Here is a 17675-nt window from a genome sequence, read left to right on the forward strand (position 1 = left end):
AGGGGGCACAGCACGAGGTTGCACCCGAGCGGGTGTACGAATGATGGTTGGGTGTGCTCGAGACTCCGGGCGCACACAGCCCGACATAGGAAGGGACATCGTGGCTGAGTACACGCTGCCAGATCTGGATTACGACTACAGCGCCCTGGAGCCCCATATCTCCGGGCAGATCAACGAGATTCATCATTCCAAGCACCACGCCGCCTACGTCGCGGGTGTGAATGCCGCCCTCGAGAAGCTGGAAGCGGCTCGTGAGGCCGGCGATCACGCCGCCATCTTCCTGAACGAGAAGAACCTCGCCTTCCACCTGGGTGGCCACGTCAACCACTCGATCTGGTGGAAGAACCTCTCCCCCAACGGTGGCGACAAGCCGGTCGGCGAACTGGCCGCGGCCATCGACGACCAGTTCGGTTCGTTCGACAAGTTCCGCGCGCAGTTCACCGCCGCCGCGAACGGTCTGCAGGGCTCCGGCTGGGCCGTGCTGGGTTATGACACCCTCGCGCAGAAGCTGCTGACCTTCCAGCTCTACGACCAGCAGGCCAATGTTCCGCTCGGCATCATCCCGCTGCTCCAGGTCGACATGTGGGAGCACGCTTTCTACCTCCAGTACAAGAACGTCAAGGCCGACTACGTGACCGCGTTCTGGAACGTCGTCAACTGGGAGGACGTGCAGGAGCGCTTCGCGCGCGCCGTCAGCCAGGGCAAGGGCCTCATCTTCGGCTGATAGCCCGGCCACGGCCGACCTTCATCGGGCCCCTGACCGTCGTCACACGGCGACGCTCAGGGGCCCGTTGTCGTTTCTTCCCACCGCACCCACTGATCTCTTCCCACCGCACCCACTGATCTCGCACGCACATGGGTAACTCACCGGGCACGGGCTGACTCGACCACCACCCGACCGCCGCCCGCGTATGCCCCCATCACGCACCTGGGTCTGGCCTGAATACCCGGAGAGGCGGGGGAGCTGGCACTCTTTGGTACTTGTGTGCCAGGTGATGCGTGGGCCATTGTCGAAGAACACCAGTTCGAGGACGGGCAAAGCCGCCCCCGGTTTCACGACGGGAGGCATCATGCGTACCAACGGACCGATCGGCATTACGCCGTTCCACTCGCATGGGTCGCTGCGGGGCTTCGTCATTTCCGGCCGCTGGCCGGATACGACCAAGGAATGGGCGCAGGTCCTGGTGCTAGCGGTGCGGGTGGCGACGCTGCCAGGGCTGCTCACCACCAGCACCGTCTTCGGCGTGCGCGAGGAGTTGCCGGACGAGCCGATGCCCGGCACCGTCGGCCTGGTGCTGGCCGAGGGCCCGATACTCGGCGCGGAGGCGCTGGAGCCCGGCCGGTTTGCCGACCATGTGCCACCCGCCCTGCTGATGCTGCATCCGCCCTCCGAGACGCGGCCGTCACTGCCCGAATGCACGGGTGCCGCGTCCGGTTGCGTGCTGCTGCCCGGCGTACCGCATCTGGGCCTGGAGCATCGGGCCGCGTGGGCCGAAGCGGAGTCCGACGGGACCGTCACCTCGCTGGTCAGCCGGGTCGGGCTGGATCCGATCAGTGATCCCGACACCGCGGTTCTGGCCATGCTGCTTGCCGCGTGAGGGTACCCGAAACTCTGCGCGCGGATCCCCAAACTAATTGTGCGCATTGCGATTTGGATAACAGCGAGTTGGCATCCCGCGAGCGATCGGGGTAGTGTCGACGGCAGCGAAGGGGAGTAGCCCCCAATCACGCAGTCGACATACTGACCCGCGGCCCCACGAGGACCCGGGTCCGGTTGCATGAACCGGCATCGTCCGGTGGGCGAGACCTTCGGCCTGACACATCATTTCGTTGTCGGCCGGAGGCGTACCCGATCTCCGGCGGACAGGCCGAAGATTCGGAGCCGCCGCAGCCATGATCGCCACCATTTTGCTGAGCATCGGGATCGTCTTCCTCGCCGAGCTGGGCGACAAGTCACAGCTGATGGCGTTGACGTTCGCGCTGCGCTATCGCTGGTGGGTGGTCCTCGGCGGCATCGCGACCGCCACCGCCGCGGTGCACATCCTCTCGGTCGGTGTCGGACATTTCCTCGGCGCCGCGCTGCCCACCCGGGCCATCTCGCTGGTCGCGGCCCTCACCTTCCTCGCGGTCGGCCTGTGGACGCTGCGCGAACACCTCGGCTCCACCGACCCGGAGGACGAACCCCAGCCGCCGCGCTCCAGCAGAGCGCCCTACTTCGTGGTGCTCTCGGCCTTCCTGCTCGCCGAACTCGGTGACCGCACCATGTTCGCGACCGCCGCGCTGGCTACCGACAACAGTTGGTTCGGCGTCTGGCTCGGTTCCACCATCGGCATGGTCGCCGCCGACGCGCTCGCCATCGGAGCGGGCATCCTGGTCGGCAAACATCTGCCGGAACATGTCATCGGGATCAGCTCCGGCCTGCTGTTCCTCTATTTCGGCGCGGCCACCCTGATCGCCGCCACCTTCCCCACGCTCGGCGTTCTCGCGGGCGCCGGACTCGCCGCGGCGATCCCCGCCCTGGCGGGCGCCGGGCTGCTGGTCCGGCGCCGGACCCGGGCACAGACCGCATTCGAAGACGCCGGAATCGTCACGGCGCCGACCGAAGTTCGTCCGTAGCCGCTCCGACGCTCCGGTTCAGCGCGACGACGAAGCGCGACAGCAGTTCGATCTCCGCGTCGTCGAATTCCGCGAAGTCACCGGCGAGTGCCGCGCCGAGTCCGGCGAACAGCGGCGCCACCGTCGCACCGGCCTTGGCGACATCCGCCACCACGAGGACCCGCCGCCGATCGGCGGGATCGGGTTCGCGACGCACATATCCGGCCCGCTCCAGCCGGTCGATCATCGCGGTCACCGCGCCACCGCGGGTGATCCCGAGCCGATCGGCCAATCGGCCCGGGGTCTGTGGCCCCTCCAGGCTGAGCACATTCAGGCAGCTCAGGTCGACGACCGTAATGCCGAGCCGGGACGCGACCGCCGAGTGGAAGATGACGGTCCGCGTCGCCTGTTCCCGTAGCCCGGCCTGAAGCGAAGTCAGGGCCACAATCCGGGTTTTCCCTGATGTCATCGCCGCACCTCCTTTTCTAATCTCTCTGTTATAGAGAAACTCTCGAATAGAGAATAATCGAAGGAGATGGGGATATGACAACCAAGCGCGCGATTCCGCTGTGGCTGCTGGTGATCTTCGTAGGCATTCAATTCGGCGCGGGGTGGTACGAGAAGCTGGCCATCATGCCCCTGTGGACCGACGTACCGCCCGAGCAGGTGCTCACCGCGATGGAGGAATCCGGATTCAAACGGGCCGGCCGCGCGTTCTGGCCGTTCGTCTCGCCGGTGGTGACGCTGCTGTCGCTGGTCAACCTCGCCATCGCCTGGCGGACCCCCGGACCGGTGCGACGCTGGTGGATCGCCGGTGCGGCGATCATGGCCTGCTACTCGGTGAGCACCTACGGCTACTTCGCGACCCAGATGCTGATATTCCAGTCCGGCGGCGCCGACTGGACGCCCGAGCACATCGAATCCTTCGTCAGCGTGTGGACCACGCTCAATTACCCACGCATGGCCCTCGGCGGAATCGGCTGGCTGTGCGCGCTGCGCGCCCTGTCGCTCACATCGGCTCCGGTGACTGCCCGCGATACCGTGGGCGCCACGCACTGATCGGCACTCCGACCGTGGGGCCCGGCCGAGTCCGGGCTCCGCGCGATCGATCAGGCGGGCACTCCACCGGCCCGCGGTATCGCGGTTCCATAGAGATCGCCGCTGCGGCGCACCAGATCGAGCAGCGGTTGCTTCAGACCACGCAGCCCGTCGGGATCGTCGGCGGCGATTCGCGCGGTGACCATGGCACTGACCCCCGCGGCCAGCGTCTGGCAGGCGAAGCGCTGCTGTTCGGTGCGTGCGTCGAGTACGGTCGCCATCATCGTGACGAACGATTCCTGCAAAACCGCGCGGCGGGCAACGGCTTTGGAACCGACGGCGTAGACCTCAACCAGAAACAGCCTGGCGTAGGCGGGTTCGGCGGCCAGACCCTCCAGATAGGCGCCGAGAATGCGGTCCATCCGATCCAACTCCGGGACCGCCTCGTTATCCGCCGCGACCGAGGCCTTGCCGATCCGGGACAGCAGACCCTGGACGGCACGCTCGAAGGCGGCCTCGAAACAGTCCTCCTTGGAACGGAATTGCTCATAGAAGGTTTCCCGCGATACGCCCGCGCGCTTCAGGATCACCGCGACCGAGGTCCCCACATATCCGTTCTCGACCATTGCCTCGGCCATCGCCTTCAGGATCCGCTCGCGCTGCGAGGCGATCACCTGCTCCCGCGGCAGGCCGTGGCGGCCTCGCGGGAGTTGGCGAGCGGTGCCGGCAAGTTCGGTCATGCGGTGACTCCGGATTTCGTTCGGGCTGAGGTACTTCAGACGTGCCGCTCCATTCTGCGGGGTCGCGACGGCTGTTCGGTGGTGAAGGGCGCGTCTTCACTGCGCGCGATATCCAAGGCCCCCGCGACTCCCCTACGCAGGGCGATGTCGATCACGCGTTGTGCGATGGGCCGCACCGGCAGCACCGCCGCCACCCACCACGGTGCGACGACCTGGCGTTTGCGGCGGGCGATCGCCCGTTCGACGGCATCGATGGCCGGTCCGAGCGGCGCCACCCCGGAGACGGTGGACCGGCCGAGAATGGACCTGGCCGCAGCGGTTCCGAAGCCGCGGGTGGTCATATCGGTATCCAATTCGGCGAAGTAGGCGACGCCGACCTTGGCGCCGGTATGCCGGATTTCGTTGCGCAGCGTATGGCCGAGCACCTCGGCGCCCGCTTTGGACGCGCTGTAGGCGCCCGCCAACGGCAGATTCACCGCGGCCGCGAGCGAGGAGACGATCAGCGCGTATCCGCCCGGGTGACAGATATGCGGTCCGGCGGCGCGCAACGTGTAGTAGACGCCGAGCACATTGACGGTGAGCGTCTGTTCCAGGACCGAAGGATCGCCGCCGAGCAGCGCCAGCTGTTTCGCCACCCCGGCATTGGCGACCACCACATCCAGTCCGCCGAGTTCGGCGACCAGTGTGCCGACCACCCGCTCCACCTGCGCGGGATCCCCCACATCGCAGTACCGCCACGGCGCATCCCCGCACTCGGCGGCGACCTCGGCGAGCTGGTTCGGCTCCAGTCCGAGTAGCGCGACCGACGCCCCGTGCGCGTGTAACTGCCTGGCCAGCGCGGCCCCGATCCCACGCGCCGCCCCTGTGATCAATACCTTCCGACCGGCCACCTCCGCACCAGTGAACAGCTTCATGCAGCGACGATACCACCAACGAACAATTCTGTTCGCAAATAATTCCGGGTCGGACACGGGGCGAGAGGGAGCCGTGACAGGGCTCTCACATCGCACCGGTTAGGGTGCAATTGACGAAAGGCCAACTGGCTGTCACGAACGAGAGGACCATCGTGGAGATTTCGGGTTCCGCCGCCATTGTCACCGGAGGCGCATCCGGCCTCGGCGCCGCCACCGCCAAGCGTTTCGCCGACCTGGGCGCCACTGTTTTCGGCCTTGACGTGCCGCAGTCCATCGAGCGCGCGGGCGACAATGTGCCCGCGGGCGTCACCCTCATCCCCGCGGATGTCACCAGCAACGACGAGGTCTCGGCCGCCGTCGCCAAGGTCGTCGAGTCCGGCGTCCCGCTGCGCATCGTGGTCAACTGCGCCGGTGTCGGCTGGGCCGGACGCATCCTGTCCAAGAACGGCCCGCACGATCTGGAGCTATTCCGCACCGTCATCACCGTGAACCTGCTCGGCACCTTCAATGTCATGCGCCTGGCCGCCGACGCGATCGCCAAGACGGACGCGGTCGACGAGTACGGCCAGCGCGGCGTCATCATCAACACCGCCTCGGTCGCCGCATTCGAGGGCCAGGTCGGCCAGATCGCCTACTCCGCCTCCAAGGGTGGCGTGCACGGCATGACCGTCCCTGCCGCGCGTGATCTGGCGCAGTTCGGCATCCGCGTGAACACCATCGCCCCCGGCATCATCGACACCCCGATGCTGGCCGGTGTCACCGAGGAGTACCGCAAGGGCCTCGAAGCCGGCGTGCCGTTCCCGTCCCGTCTCGGCCGCCCGGACGAGTACGCGCAGCTGTCGCAGTACATCGTCGAGCACGACTACCTGAACGGCGAGACCATCCGCATGGATGGCGCGCTGCGCATGGCGCCGCGCTAGGCTCCGCCGCCACCGCACGTCGATGGTGCTCCGTCTCCCGGTATTGCCGGGAGACGGAGCACCTTCGTCTTTCAAGGTCGAGGCTTGTGGCCGATGCCGAGCAACGCCGTCGTGGACAGGGGCGTGTTGGGTCGGTAGTTGGCGGCCAGGTACTCCCGCATCACCGCGACCCGCTCCGCCCACACCTGTTCACCCACATCGCGGCGCATCAGCAGCAGCGGCGCACTGCTGCGCGCCATCGTCTCCCAGAGCCGCTCGGGGCTGTCGAAGGTGAGCACCGTGGTGTGCCGCTGGATCGTCACCCCCGCGAATCCGCCCCCGCGCATCTCGGTCTCGAAAACCTCCGGATTCTCCAGGCTCAGGAAGTTGGGCTCCGGCTCCTGAATGCTCGGGTCGGCGGCGGTGAAGGCGCCGAACATCATTCGCATGAGCGTGGATTCCGCGACCGGCGCCCAGCTCGAGACCACGGCGGCGGCACCGGGGCGGAGCACCCGGAATAATTCGGCAAACCCCTTGGCACGGTCCGGGAAGAACATCAGCCCGAACATCGAGAAGCCCGCGTCGAAGCTGTCGTCGTCGAACGGAAGCGCCTGTCCGTCGCCCGCCCGCGCCTCGATATTGCCGATCCCGGCCGCCGCGGCCGCGGCCCGGAGACGGGCCAGCATCGGTTCGGAGAAGTCGATCGCCTGCACGGATTGGACCTGTGGCGCCGCGAGCAGGCTCAACATCCCGGTGCCCGCGGCGACATCGACGATCCGCGATTCCGGCGACAGCCCGGCCAGTTCGATGGCGTGGGCGGAGAAGGGGCGCATGATCGCGGGCGCGAATTCGGCATAGCCGTCGGCGACGAGGTCCCAGGGTTCGGCGGCGGCGAGAGGGTTCTCGGACATGGTGTTGCACGATCCTTTCGACCGCCTCAGGCTACGCGCGCGACCCTCCCGCAACCCAGAAGGCACCGCGAATGTCACTGCGCGCGAAGCCCTTCGACTTCCATTAAGTCGACCGGCCGGTTTTATTTAACGCCGCCTACACCTCCCGGAACCGCACCGCCCGCGCCCAGCGCACGCCCCGCACCGCACTGGCCAGCGCGGCCTCCACCACGGCCCGGGTCACGAAATGCCCGACGGCCGTCGCGACAAAGACCGCGGCGATCAGAATCGGCGCCCACGACCAGGTGAGCGCGAGCAGCATCCGCTCGAAGGTGTCGACCGGCTGCACCACCGGCTCCCAACTGTTGAGCCGCACCCACCGACCGAGAAAAACGCCGACCGCGCACAACAGGTGCAGACCCATCGTCACCGGTGTGCACCACCGGCCGAGCCCGACCCGTTCCAGATATCCGCGCAATTCGGCCAGCGCCAGGTAGTAGGCGAGGAAGCCGGACCCGATGAAGACGAGATAGACCGGCAGCACCGTGGTGACCACCGGGCCATTGCCCGCGAAGTGGATGTCGTAACGCAGGTGCACCAGATCGGTCACCACATACGGCGCATTCGGCAGGAACAGCACGAACAGCGCCACGCCGACCCACCACAGGGGCGACCGCGGCAACCGACGCGATATGCCCACGTCGGTGGCGGCCCGCGCCGCTCGCGTACGAAACACCAACAGCGCCAACCCCACCGGGATCCACGCCAGGATCGTATTCCAGGTCATCCAGAAGAAGTCTCGCCGAACCACATCCATCAGGTTCGGCCCCACCCGATCGAGCACATCCATCCCGCCATGATGCCGACATATCCGACCCGGCGCGGCGCCCGCGGACCGGAGGCCACCGTATCGCTACGGTTTCACCACAGTTCCTCCACGAACGGTGGCCTCCGGGCTCCGATTCACAGCGTGCGGGTCAGCCGATCGGTGAGGATGTGTGCGAAGCGAGCCGGATCCTTCAGCTCGCCGCCCTCGGCCAGGACCGCGGTGCCGTAGAGCAGCTCGGCGGTTTCGTCGAGCTCGGGCACCTTACCCGCGTCGGCGTCCTCCTTACGGGTGAAGTACGCGTCGCGCAGGCCGGTGACCAGCGGGTGGGCCGGGTTGAGCTCCAGGATCCGCTTGCTCTCCGGGACGAGCTGTCCCGAAGCCCGGTACATCCGCTCCAGCATCGGGGTGAAGTCGTAGACGTCACCGACGAGGCAGGCCGGGGAGGTGGTGAGCCGGTTGGTCAGGCGCACCTCCTTGACGGTCTCGTCCAGGGTCTTGCCGAGCCAGGTCAGCACATCGGCGAAATCCTTGTCCTGCTGTTCGCGCAGCGCCTCGGAGGCCTTCTTCTCCTCCTCGGTCTCCAGGTCGACCTCGCCCTTGGCGATGGATTGGAACGGCTTACCGTCGAATTCCGGCACCGAGCCGACCCACATCTCGTCGACCGGGTCGGTCAGGATCAGCACCTCGCGGCCCTTGGCCTTGAACGCCTCGATATGCGGGGAGGATTCGATCTGCTGACGGCTCTCGCCGGTCATGTAATAGATCGAGTCCTGACCCTCCGGCATCCGCTCCACGTACTGGGCGAGCGTGGTCGGCTCGCTGTCGGAATTGGTGGAGGCGAACGACGAGACCTGAAGCAGCGTCTCGCGGTTGTCGAAGTCCGAGAGCAGGCCCTCCTTGAGAACGCGGCCGAACTCCTGCCAGAAGGTCTGGTACTTCGACTGATCCTCGGCGCCCTGCAGATCCTTGACCGTGGACAGCACCTTCTTCACCAGACGCTTACGGATCATCTGGATCTGCCGGTCCTGCTGCAGGATCTCGCGGGACACATTGAGCGACAGATCCTGCGCGTCCACCACACCCTTGATGAAGCGCAGGTATTCCGGCATCAGCTCTTCGCAGTTGTCCATGATGAACACCCGCTTGACGTAGAGCTGCACGCCGCGCTTGTGCTCGCGGGTGAACAGGTCGAACGGCGCGTGCGACGGAACGAACAGCAGCGCCTGGTATTCGAAGGTGCCCTCGGCCTTGAGCGGGATGATCTCCAGCGGATCGTCCCAGCCGTGGCTGACGTGCTTGTAGAACTCCTTGTACTCCTCGTCGCTGACCTCGCTCTTGGGGCGGGTCCACAGCGCCTTCATGGAGTTGAGGGTCTGCTCCTCGAGCAGGGTCTTCTCGGTCTTCTCCTCGCCCTCACCCTCGGTGACGGTCCGCTCGACCTGCATGCGGACCGGCCAGGCGATGAAGTCGGAGTACTTCTTGACGATCTCCCGGAGCTTCCACTCCTGGGTGTAGTCGAAAAGGTGGTCGTCCTCGTCGGCGGGCTTGAGGTGCAGCGTGACCGCGGTACCCTGCGGCGCCTCGTCCAGGGTCTCGATGGTGTAGGTGGACTGTCCCTCGGACTCCCAGCGGGTGCCCTCGTTCTCCCCCGCCTTCCGGGTGGTCAGCGTGACCTTGTCGGCGACCATGAAGGTGGAGTAGAAGCCGATGCCGAACTGGCCGATCAGCTCCTCGGCGGCGGCCTCGGACTTGGCCTCATTCAACTTCTTGCGTAATTCGGCGGTGCCGGACTTGGCGAGAGTGCCGATCAGATCCACTACCTCGGCGCGAGACATGCCGATGCCGTTGTCACGGACGGTGAGGATCCGCGCGTCCTTGTCGACCTCCAGCTCGATATGCAGGTCGGAGGTGTCGACGTGCAGGTCCTTGTCCCTATAGGACTCCAGGCGCAGCTTGTCCAGGGCGTCGGAAGCGTTCGAGATCAGCTCCCGCAGGAACGTGTCTTTGTTGGAGTAGACCGAGTGGATCATCAGGTCCAGCAGCTGATGGGTCTCGGCCTGGAACTCGAGTTGTTCGACGTGCTCTGTCACGTCGCGATGGTACCGCCGCGGCCCGGCGACCGGACCGGAGGTGCAAGTGCGTGGCGGCCCCGGGGTCCCCCGCACGGCCGCAGGTCAGACCCCCGCGCGGAAATCGGCCAGGCCGGGCACCTCGAGGTCCGCGCAATGCGCCACCGGACGATCGGGGCTCATCCACTCGCGCAGCACCATGGTGGCGCGCACATCGTCCTCGTTGTACTCCAGCAGCCGGGTGCGCTGGGTCGCATCCGGCTCGCCGCCGTCGTAGCCGACGGCCTGGCGATACCAGCTCATCGACGCCTCACCGCCCGCCTCCGGGTCGCGCCAAGCGAAACCGGCCACCGGGGCGATCTTCTTGAGCCCCTTGCCATTCGGGCAGATGAACTGGTCGGAGACGGCCTGGAACATATCCACCCACTCCGGGCCGTCGACGAAGGCGCGCACCTGCTCGACCGTCGGCACCCCCGGCCTGCCCGCGAACCGGCGCGCCGACTCGTAGAGCCACTTGTCCTCGGCGGTACGCGAATAGCAGTAGGCGGCAAAGGTTTTCCCAGCGGTGGCGGCCTCGGCGCGCACAGTCATCAGCCAGATCCAGAACTCGCCGAAGGAGCGGCCCTCATCCTCGGTGGGCAGCGGATCCCAGGTGACGAACGGCCGGTACACCCCGTCCAACAGCGTGCCCCACAGGTAGGCGCCGTACTCCTGGAAACTCTCCAGATCCACGTCCACCTCGACATCGGCCCTGCGCACCCGGACCCGATCCACCCGGCGCACCAGCGGCGCACCGGCGAGCCAGGCCCGCGCGGTGACCACGGCCTCGTCGAACGGGCCGTGCTGCCAATCCTCCGGATCGTCGCCGACCCAGGCGGCCAGATCGTCGATGGTCTGCACGCCGTGCCCGCGCAGCACCTCGGCGCGCGAACCCGGGGCCACCAGGCTGACATCCCGGTGCTCGACCAGCCAGCCCTCACAACTCGGTCCGCCGTCCACCCCGCGGGACCACCACGGGCATTGACGGCATTCGGGCACCTTCGAGGGCACCGTCGGCAGTTCATTGCGCACCACCGCGATTCGGTCGGCGTAGCGCAGGTCGTAGTCGGCGAGCAATGGACCGAGATCGTGTACGAGGATCCGGTCGAAGTGATAGCCGATCACGCCGCCGACCAGCGCCGGACTGGCCAGGCCGTGTCGTTGCAGCATGCGGTACAGATGCGCGAGACGCTGCTGATCGCGGGGCTGCTGGCGCAGCTTGCGGTACGGATCCGGTCGCGGATCCCAGCGATACGGGTCCGAGGTGGTCGGATGGAAGTCCGCCGGTTCCGGTTTGCGCGGGTCGGTCACCTTGTGATTGACGACGATGACCGGGATGTACCCGCCGCGATCCGGATCGCGCAGCAGGATCTCCGAGCCGCCGCGCCTGCCGGTATCCGGTTCCTGCGGCAGCAGTCCACCCCAGATGTGTTGGGCCCCAGCGACACACGCTCGCATGGTGGCCTCGGCCCGCTCGGTCGCGCGCAGGCCGGGATCGATCACCACCCAACCGTCCGGATCGGCCCCGACCAGTGCGTCGCGCACCTTGTTGCGGTGCGCGGTCGCGGCCTCTCGGCGCTGGCGCACCCCGGCATCCTCGACGACACCGGTCAGCAACTGTGGATGCGTCGCATTCCGGTGCAATCGATGGCGGCAGCCGATCAACGCCCGCGCATCGATGAAAGCGATCGAGGCATCACCGCCGGTCGACCGATCCCCGGCCAAGCCGTCGTCTGCGCGACCGTCGCGGTCACCGATGCCCGAATTCACGTATGCAGTATGGTCCCTGCCCCCGACAACCCGGTGCACCGCATGACCCCGACCGGTCGGGCATCTACCGGCACCACTCACCCACTCGCAGCCGCCGGGGCGGACCCGATAGTGTTACGGCAAACCGTGTGACATGGGCGGACGGGCGTTCCCCGACGTCGTACTGCCATGGCAAACCAGCATGACGGAGGGCCTTCGATGGGGTTGTTCACGAAGCGCAAGCGGCGTCCGAGCCGCCGGGCCGAGGCGAAAGCCCTCAAGCACAAGGCCGCGATGGAAGCCAAGCTGGGCGCCAAGAACGACCGCAAGGCCCAGCGCGCGGAGGCCCGCACCCAGCGCAAGGTGGCGAAGGCCCAGATCGCCGCGTTCCAGGCCGAGGAGAAGGCCGCGTTGAAGGTAGCCGCGAAGGCCGAGCGCGACCCGTTCAGCGCGAGCCAGGTCCGCAAGTACATCGGGGTGGCCCGGGTGCTGGTGCCGGTGCTCGCGCCGTTGGCCTACCGCGCGGCGACCTACCTGCGTGGCCAGCTCGACACCCGCCGCGCCCAGCAGCTCGGCATCGGCATCGACCAGCTCGGCGACTACGCCGGTCACGGCGGCAAACTGCAGGCGCGGATCGCCAATGTCGAAGCGGCCCTCGGCAAGGTCGACGGTTCGGGCGAGAACCAGAAGTTCAGCGCGACGACCCGGGATCGGCTGGGGGGTCTGACCGCCGCCGTGCGCACCGCCGAGCAGATGCCCGCGCCGCGCCGTCGCGCGGTGCACTCGTCGATCTCCAACGAACTCTCCGGCATCGAGGCGGACGTGCTCGCGCGCCTCGGTGTCAACTGACCTCCCGCACCGATATGCGGGGCCAGGCACGACCACACCGGACTCGGCTTTCGCCGAGCACCGGTCGACCCGTGCCGACCCCCGGCGCACCGAAATGACAGCGCCCCATGGTGGTTCGGCCCATGCGGGCCTGCGCGGCGGCGCGGTCGGCGCGACGGTCGCGACACTCGCGGTCGCGGCGCACGGCATCGCGGGCGGTGGCTATCCGGATTCGGCCGAAGGCGCGCTGGTGCTGCTGCTCGCGACGGTCGCGGGCACCGCGGCCGCCGCCCGGCCCATCGGGCGCGGCAGGCTCGGAATGTTCGGCGTACTCGCGGCCGGGCAGCTGATCTGCCACGTCGCGCTGTCCGGCCTGATCGGCCACGGTCACGCGGCGCCCACCGGACATCTGCCCGGCGGGTGGATGCTCGCGATACACGGCATCGCGACGCTCGCCTGCGGCGCGCTCATCCTGCTGGCACAGCGCCTCTGCGATGTGGCCTCCGCCGTCGTCCTGGCAGCGCTCACCCGACCTCGGAGCCACCCGGTCCACGCTTTCGCGGGACGGGCCGAAACGGGCCTGTCCCCCTATCGCTTTCATCCGAACAGCGCGATCGGCCCGCGCGCGCCACCGGTGCCTGCCTGATCGCTCGCACCCAAATCCCTTCGGAGAGAAAGCCCTTCATCATGCGTAGCTCATTTCTGCGTGCCTGTGGCGGCAGCGTGGCCGCCATCGGCCTCGTCCTGCTCAGCGGCGGCACCGCCGCGGCGCACGTCACCGCCGACGCACCCGGCGCCCAGCAGGGCAAATACTCGGTGGTCACCTTCCGCGTGCCGACCGAATCGGAGACGGCCTCGACCACCGCGCTCACCGTCACCCTGCCCAACGTGAAAAGCGCTCGCACCGAACCCATTCCCGGTTGGAGCGCCAAGGTCGACCGCAACGACAAATCGGAGGCCGTCGCGGTCACCTGGACCGCCGATCCCGGCGCACCCGGCGTCGGCCCCGGCCAGTTCCAGCGATTCGCCATCTCCCTCGGCCCGCTGCCCAAGCAGGACACGGTGAGCTTCCCGGCCAAGCAGACCTACAGCGACGGCAAGGTCGTCGCCTGGGATCAGCCGATCGGGCCCGACGGCACCGAGCCGGAGCATCCGGCGCCGACCGTCACCCTGCTCGCGGGCACGGCCGGTGAGGACGACGGCCACAAGGTGGACAGCAATGAAGCCGCGCAGACCAGCGACACCACCGATAACACCGCGCGCTGGCTCGGCGGTATCGGCCTGGCGCTCGGATTGCTCGGCGTCGCACTCGGACTGGGCGCCGTGATCCGCGGACGGCAGTCGTGATGCGCCGCATCGCGATCGGGACCGGGGTCGGGCGGCGGATGCTCGCGGCGTCGATCGCGGGGCTGCTGCTGCTCGGTGGCGGTCTCGCCGCCGCCGGTCCGGCCGCCGCGCATTCGGCGGCGGTCGGCAGCGTGCCCGAGGACGGCGCGACCGTCGACACCGGTCCGGCCCGTGTCAGCGTCACCTTCAACGAGGAATTGCAGCCCAACTTCCCGTCACTGACGGTGGTCGGTCCGGACGGCAACCTGTGGTCCAAAGGACAGCCGCGCGTCGACGGAAAGACGGTCGATGTCGAGGTCGGCGAGCTCGGCCCGGCGGGCGATTACACGATTGCCTATCGGGTGACCTCCGCCGACGGCCATCCGGTCAGCGGCACCCGCAAGTTCACGCTGAGCAAGCCCGGCAACGGCACACCCGGTCCCAAGGCCAACGCCAAGGGCAGGTCCGACGACGACGGCGATTCCGGCGGCGTCCCGTTGTGGGTCTTCTTCGTCGGCGCCGTCGCCTTATTCGGCGGTGGTCTCGCGTTCGCTCTGTTCGCCGGCCGTGGCGGACGCGGCAAGCGGTAGGGATTCGACAGCGGTGAAGAGCGGGACGACCGGCGGCCGGGACGCGGCGGCGGTGCTGCTGATCGTCCCCGCCGGATTGCTCGGCGTGGCATTGGCCTGGGTCCTCACGATCACCGATGCGCTGCCCGCGGAGGGCATCGTGCGGGTGATCGCGGACTGCACCGGCGCGGCGGTACTGGGGCTGGCCGCGTTGCCCCGGCTGCACCCGCGGCTGTGGCCGCCGTGGCGGCTGCTTGCCGGATTGGCCGGGGTCTGGTGCGGCACCGAGTTCGCGGTGTTGATCTTCGAGGCGGCCGAGGTGGTCGGGGTGTCGGTGCGGCGACTGGGCGCCGACCAGTTCGGCACCTTTCTGACCGAGATCAGCGGCGGTCAGGTCGGCATCGCGATTCTGGTCGGCACCGGTGCGGTGGCCTGCTACTCGGCGGTGTCCTACCGACGCGCGGAGTCGGCGTCGGCCGATCTGGTGCTGGTGTTCGCGGCGGTGGCGCTGGCCCTGCGGCCGATCACCGGGCATATGTCGCAGCAGGCGTTCGGTTCGGTGCTGGCCGCGGTGCACGCGCTGGCCGCGGCCGCCTGGTTCGGGCTGCTGGTCGCGCTGGCCACGGTGGTGCGCACCCGTGGCGAGTGGGCGGTGGTGCTGCCCAGGTATTCGGCGGTGGCGGTGCCGTTGATCGGCACGGTCGCGCTCACCGGGATCGTGAACGGTCTGGTGCGCATCGGAGGGATCGCGCCCCTGGTGACGACCGGCTACGGCCGAATCCTGCTCGCGAAGACCGTCGTGCTGCTCAGTCTGCTGGCATTGGGCTGGTGGTGGCGCCGGACCTGGGTGCAGCGGGCCGCGGACCATCGGATGAGCGCGGACGCGTCACTGCGGCGGGCGGTCGCCGAAGTGACGATCATGGCCGTGGCATTCGGGCTGGCCGCCACGCTCGCCGTCACCGCGTGACCGGCAGCACAGCCCCCCGCGATCGGATACAGAACCCGTTACAGTTGCCGTCATGACCGAAGTGAAGATCGTCGCGGACTGCGCGGCCTCGGCCGAATCAGCGTTCCGATACGTCAACGACTACCGGAATCTGCCGCACTTCCTGCATGGGATCCAGTCCTTCACACCGGTCGGCGAGCAGACCGAAGGCATCGGCGCGAGCTTCGACGGACACATCAAACTCGGTCCCGCATCGCTGCATTCCCGGGTCGAGGTGATCCGCTGGGAGGAGAACTTCGCCATCGGGATCAAGTCGATCAAGGGTTTCGAGATCGACTCGACCTTCCTGTTCCACCCCAGGGGCGAGGACCAGTGCACCGTCGACGCCATCGTCGACTACCGGGTGCCGGGCGGCCTGGCCGGGCGCGCGCTGGGTAAGACCATCGAGCCGTTCGTGAAGATCACCGTGAAATTCACGACGGACAACCTGATCAAGCAGATCGCGGAGTTCCACAAGCAGGGCGCGCAGGAATCGGACCTGCTCTGACACCGTCTCCGCCGAGGCGCGGCCGGGGTGGGATCCTGGAGCCGTGAACGAGCCCGCCACCCCGACTCCCACACAGCGCGTCGGCTACATCTGGGGCCGGACACTGCCCGCGTCGATGTCGGGGTGGGTGCTCGCGGACCTCACCGGTCCCGGCGCCACCCGGCGCTATCTGACCCGCATCCTGGTGCCGATCCTCCCGGTACTGTGCGTATTCCTGCTGCTACCGGGGCCGCTGTGGATGGGTCTGGCGATGATGGCGCTGTTGTACATCCCGCTCATCTACTTCACGGTCGCGCTGATGTACGTCTACCGGCGGCACCGCCTGATCAAACACGGCCTGGACCCGGCGCTGGCCGACGCGGACGCGCGGCGCCGCGACGAGGCCGATCGCCTCGACTACGAACGCAGGCACGGTCGCGGCTGAACGGCGGTTTTCGGGCTGGCGGTGACTTATAGCACAGGCATAGCCTGAAGATATGAAAACCCCCACGATAAGGCAGCGGATCGCCTACGATCTGGGCCGCGAGCTCCCCAAGGAGCTGCACGAGTGGGTTATCCAAGACCTCGTCGGGCACGGGGCCATGGAGCGCTATCTCGTCCGGTTCCTCGTCCCGGTCATCCCGTTCTTCGCCCTGGTGCTGCTGTTCCCGGGGCCCATGCCGCTCAAGATCGGCATGATCGTGATGATGATCATCCCGCTGGTCGTATTCACGGTGGCGCTCAGCTACGTGTGGCGCCGCTTCCGGCTGGTCCAGCACGGCCTGAGCCCGGATCTGGTGGACCACAACAAGTTCTCCGAACACGATCGGGAGATGTACAAGCTCCACTACGGTCACCGTTAGCGCCCCGGTCGATACCGCCCCCACACCGAGCGGCCTTATGAGCGACCGCCAACGGCCAACCTCGCCGCCGAGCGGCTAGAAACACACGCGACAAACCCAACCGGCACGGCACAAGCCTCACGAGCGACCCCCACGTCTGTCTCGCTGCCGAAACGCACGCGACAAACCCGCCCCCGTCCGGAGCAAGTCTTACAAGCGACCCGTTCGCGGCCATCTCACCACCGAACGGCCGAAACGCACGCGACGGTCGCAAGTCCCGGCCGCAAGCCACATAGGCCGCCAACCCGCTGCGCGGGCATCCGCCCCCAACCCAGCCCCGCACGGAGCGAGTCTTAGGAGCGACCGTTCGCGGCCGTCTCGCTGCCGCGTGGCCGAAGCGCACGCGACGCACTCGCAAGCCCCGCCCACCCGACGCAAGACATACGCGAACCCGCTGCGCAACCATCCGCCCCCAACCCAACCCCGCACGGAGCGAGTCTTACGAGCGACCGTTCGCGGCCGTCTCGCCGCCGAACGGCCGAAGCACACGCGACGCACTCGCAAGCCCCGACCGCCCGACGCAAGACATACGGGCTGTGAACAGCTACGCAACCATCCGCCCCCAACCCAACCCCGCACAGAGCGAGTCTCACGAGCGACCGTTCGCGACCGTCCCGCTGCCGAACGGCCGAAGCGCACCCGACGCAAGACATACGGGCAGCGAACCCGCAGCGCAACCAATCCACCCCCAACCCAACCCCGCACGGAGCGAGTCTTACGAGCGACCCGTTCGCGGCCGTCTCGCTGCCGAGCGGCCGAAGCGCACGCGACGAAGTCGCAAGTCTCGGCCGCTCGGCAGCGAGACATCCAGGGCCG

General features: G+C 67.8%; 20 protein-coding genes. 13 read left to right on the forward strand and 7 right to left on the reverse strand.

The window, feature by feature from the left end; genetic code table 11:
• Positions 1–100: 100 nt before the first annotated feature.
• The 3 genes from AB0H61_RS24325 to AB0H61_RS24335 all read left to right on the forward strand — a co-directional run bounded on the left by AB0H61_RS24325 (position 101) and on the right by AB0H61_RS24335 (position 2616).
• A complete protein-coding gene (locus AB0H61_RS24325; RefSeq protein ID WP_357308266.1) occupies positions 101–724 on the forward strand; it encodes a superoxide dismutase in 624 nt (207 codons plus the stop codon).
• A gap of 346 nt (positions 725–1070) precedes the next feature.
• Positions 1071–1598: a peptidase gene (locus tag AB0H61_RS24330; protein ID WP_357308269.1), complete on the forward strand. Its 528-nt coding sequence runs from the start codon at positions 1071–1073 to the stop codon at positions 1596–1598.
• Positions 1599–1893: 295 nt separating this feature from the next.
• Positions 1894–2616, forward strand: coding sequence for a TMEM165/GDT1 family protein (locus AB0H61_RS24335; protein WP_357308272.1), 723 nt, complete (start codon positions 1894–1896; stop codon positions 2614–2616).
• Here AB0H61_RS24335 and AB0H61_RS24340 read toward each other — a convergent pair.
• On the reverse strand, positions 2588–3064 hold the full coding sequence (locus AB0H61_RS24340) for a MarR family transcriptional regulator (RefSeq protein WP_357308275.1): 477 nt from the start codon (positions 3062–3064) through the stop codon (positions 2588–2590). The two genes, AB0H61_RS24335 and AB0H61_RS24340, sit on opposite strands and share 29 nt — an antisense overlap.
• 74 nt (positions 3065–3138) lie before the next feature.
• Between AB0H61_RS24340 and AB0H61_RS24345 the strand changes: the two genes are divergently transcribed.
• Positions 3139–3654, forward strand: a complete 516-nt coding sequence (locus tag AB0H61_RS24345) for a DUF1772 domain-containing protein (protein WP_357308278.1) — start codon at positions 3139–3141, stop codon at positions 3652–3654.
• Between the two features lie 50 nt (positions 3655–3704).
• Here AB0H61_RS24345 and AB0H61_RS24350 read toward each other — a convergent pair whose 3' ends face one another.
• Complete coding sequence (locus AB0H61_RS24350; RefSeq protein ID WP_357308281.1) at positions 3705–4373, reverse strand: TetR/AcrR family transcriptional regulator; 669 nt, start codon at positions 4371–4373, stop codon at positions 3705–3707.
• A 35-nt stretch (positions 4374–4408) separates the two neighbouring features.
• Positions 4409–5287: an SDR family NAD(P)-dependent oxidoreductase gene (locus AB0H61_RS24355; RefSeq protein ID WP_357308284.1), complete on the reverse strand. Its 879-nt coding sequence runs from the start codon at positions 5285–5287 to the stop codon at positions 4409–4411.
• A 152-nt stretch (positions 5288–5439) separates the two neighbouring features.
• On the opposite strand from AB0H61_RS24355, the gene AB0H61_RS24360 reads away from it, so the two are divergent.
• On the forward strand, positions 5440–6207 hold the full coding sequence (locus tag AB0H61_RS24360; RefSeq protein WP_357308287.1) for an SDR family NAD(P)-dependent oxidoreductase: 768 nt from the start codon (positions 5440–5442) through the stop codon (positions 6205–6207).
• A gap of 71 nt (positions 6208–6278) precedes the next feature.
• On the opposite strand, the gene AB0H61_RS24365 is transcribed toward AB0H61_RS24360, so the two are convergent.
• From AB0H61_RS24365 to AB0H61_RS24380, 4 genes are all read right to left on the reverse strand, one after another.
• Positions 6279–7097, reverse strand: a complete 819-nt coding sequence (locus tag AB0H61_RS24365) for a methyltransferase domain-containing protein (RefSeq protein ID WP_357308290.1) — start codon at positions 7095–7097, stop codon at positions 6279–6281.
• Positions 7098–7233: 136 nt separating this feature from the next.
• Positions 7234–7926, reverse strand: coding sequence for a DUF1361 domain-containing protein (locus tag AB0H61_RS24370; RefSeq protein WP_357308293.1), 693 nt, complete (start codon positions 7924–7926; stop codon positions 7234–7236).
• Between the two features lie 113 nt (positions 7927–8039).
• Positions 8040–9995, reverse strand: a complete 1956-nt coding sequence (gene htpG, locus AB0H61_RS24375) for a molecular chaperone HtpG (RefSeq protein WP_357308296.1) — start codon at positions 9993–9995, stop codon at positions 8040–8042.
• Positions 9996–10079: 84 nt separating this feature from the next.
• A complete protein-coding gene (locus AB0H61_RS24380; protein ID WP_357308354.1) occupies positions 10080–11738 on the reverse strand; it encodes a TM0106 family RecB-like putative nuclease in 1659 nt (552 codons plus the stop codon).
• A gap of 243 nt (positions 11739–11981) precedes the next feature.
• Here AB0H61_RS24380 and AB0H61_RS24385 point away from each other — a divergent pair, with 243 nt between their 5' ends.
• The 8 genes from AB0H61_RS24385 (at position 11982) to AB0H61_RS24420 (ending at position 16820) form a co-directional block, all read left to right on the forward strand.
• On the forward strand, positions 11982–12611 hold the full coding sequence (locus AB0H61_RS24385; protein WP_357308299.1) for a DUF6474 family protein: 630 nt from the start codon (positions 11982–11984) through the stop codon (positions 12609–12611).
• Between the two features lie 94 nt (positions 12612–12705).
• Positions 12706–13236, forward strand: a complete 531-nt coding sequence (locus tag AB0H61_RS24390; RefSeq protein WP_357308302.1) for a hypothetical protein — start codon at positions 12706–12708, stop codon at positions 13234–13236.
• Between the two features lie 41 nt (positions 13237–13277).
• Complete coding sequence (locus AB0H61_RS24395) at positions 13278–13937, forward strand: YcnI family protein (RefSeq protein ID WP_357308305.1); 660 nt, start codon at positions 13278–13280, stop codon at positions 13935–13937.
• Positions 13937–14506 (forward strand): copper resistance CopC family protein, encoded by a 570-nt coding sequence (locus tag AB0H61_RS24400; RefSeq protein WP_357308357.1) that lies wholly within the window; start codon positions 13937–13939, stop codon positions 14504–14506. Before AB0H61_RS24395 ends, AB0H61_RS24400 begins: the two co-directional genes overlap by 1 nt.
• Before the next feature lie 13 nt (positions 14507–14519).
• Entirely contained in the window at positions 14520–15452 is a 933-nt protein-coding gene (locus AB0H61_RS24405; protein WP_357308308.1) for a CopD family protein, read from the forward strand.
• A 52-nt stretch (positions 15453–15504) separates the two neighbouring features.
• Complete coding sequence (locus AB0H61_RS24410; protein WP_357308311.1) at positions 15505–15978, forward strand: SRPBCC family protein; 474 nt, start codon at positions 15505–15507, stop codon at positions 15976–15978.
• A gap of 43 nt (positions 15979–16021) precedes the next feature.
• Positions 16022–16402, forward strand: a complete 381-nt coding sequence (locus tag AB0H61_RS24415; protein WP_357308313.1) for a DUF5313 family protein — start codon at positions 16022–16024, stop codon at positions 16400–16402.
• Between the two features lie 52 nt (positions 16403–16454).
• On the forward strand, positions 16455–16820 hold the full coding sequence (locus tag AB0H61_RS24420) for a DUF5313 family protein (protein ID WP_357308316.1): 366 nt from the start codon (positions 16455–16457) through the stop codon (positions 16818–16820).
• Positions 16821–17675: the final 855 nt, after the last annotated feature.

Origin of the sequence: Nocardia sp. NPDC050710 (assembly GCF_040654375.1) — a bacterium.
In the GTDB taxonomy this organism is placed as follows: Bacteria; Actinomycetota; Actinomycetes; order Mycobacteriales; family Mycobacteriaceae; genus Nocardia.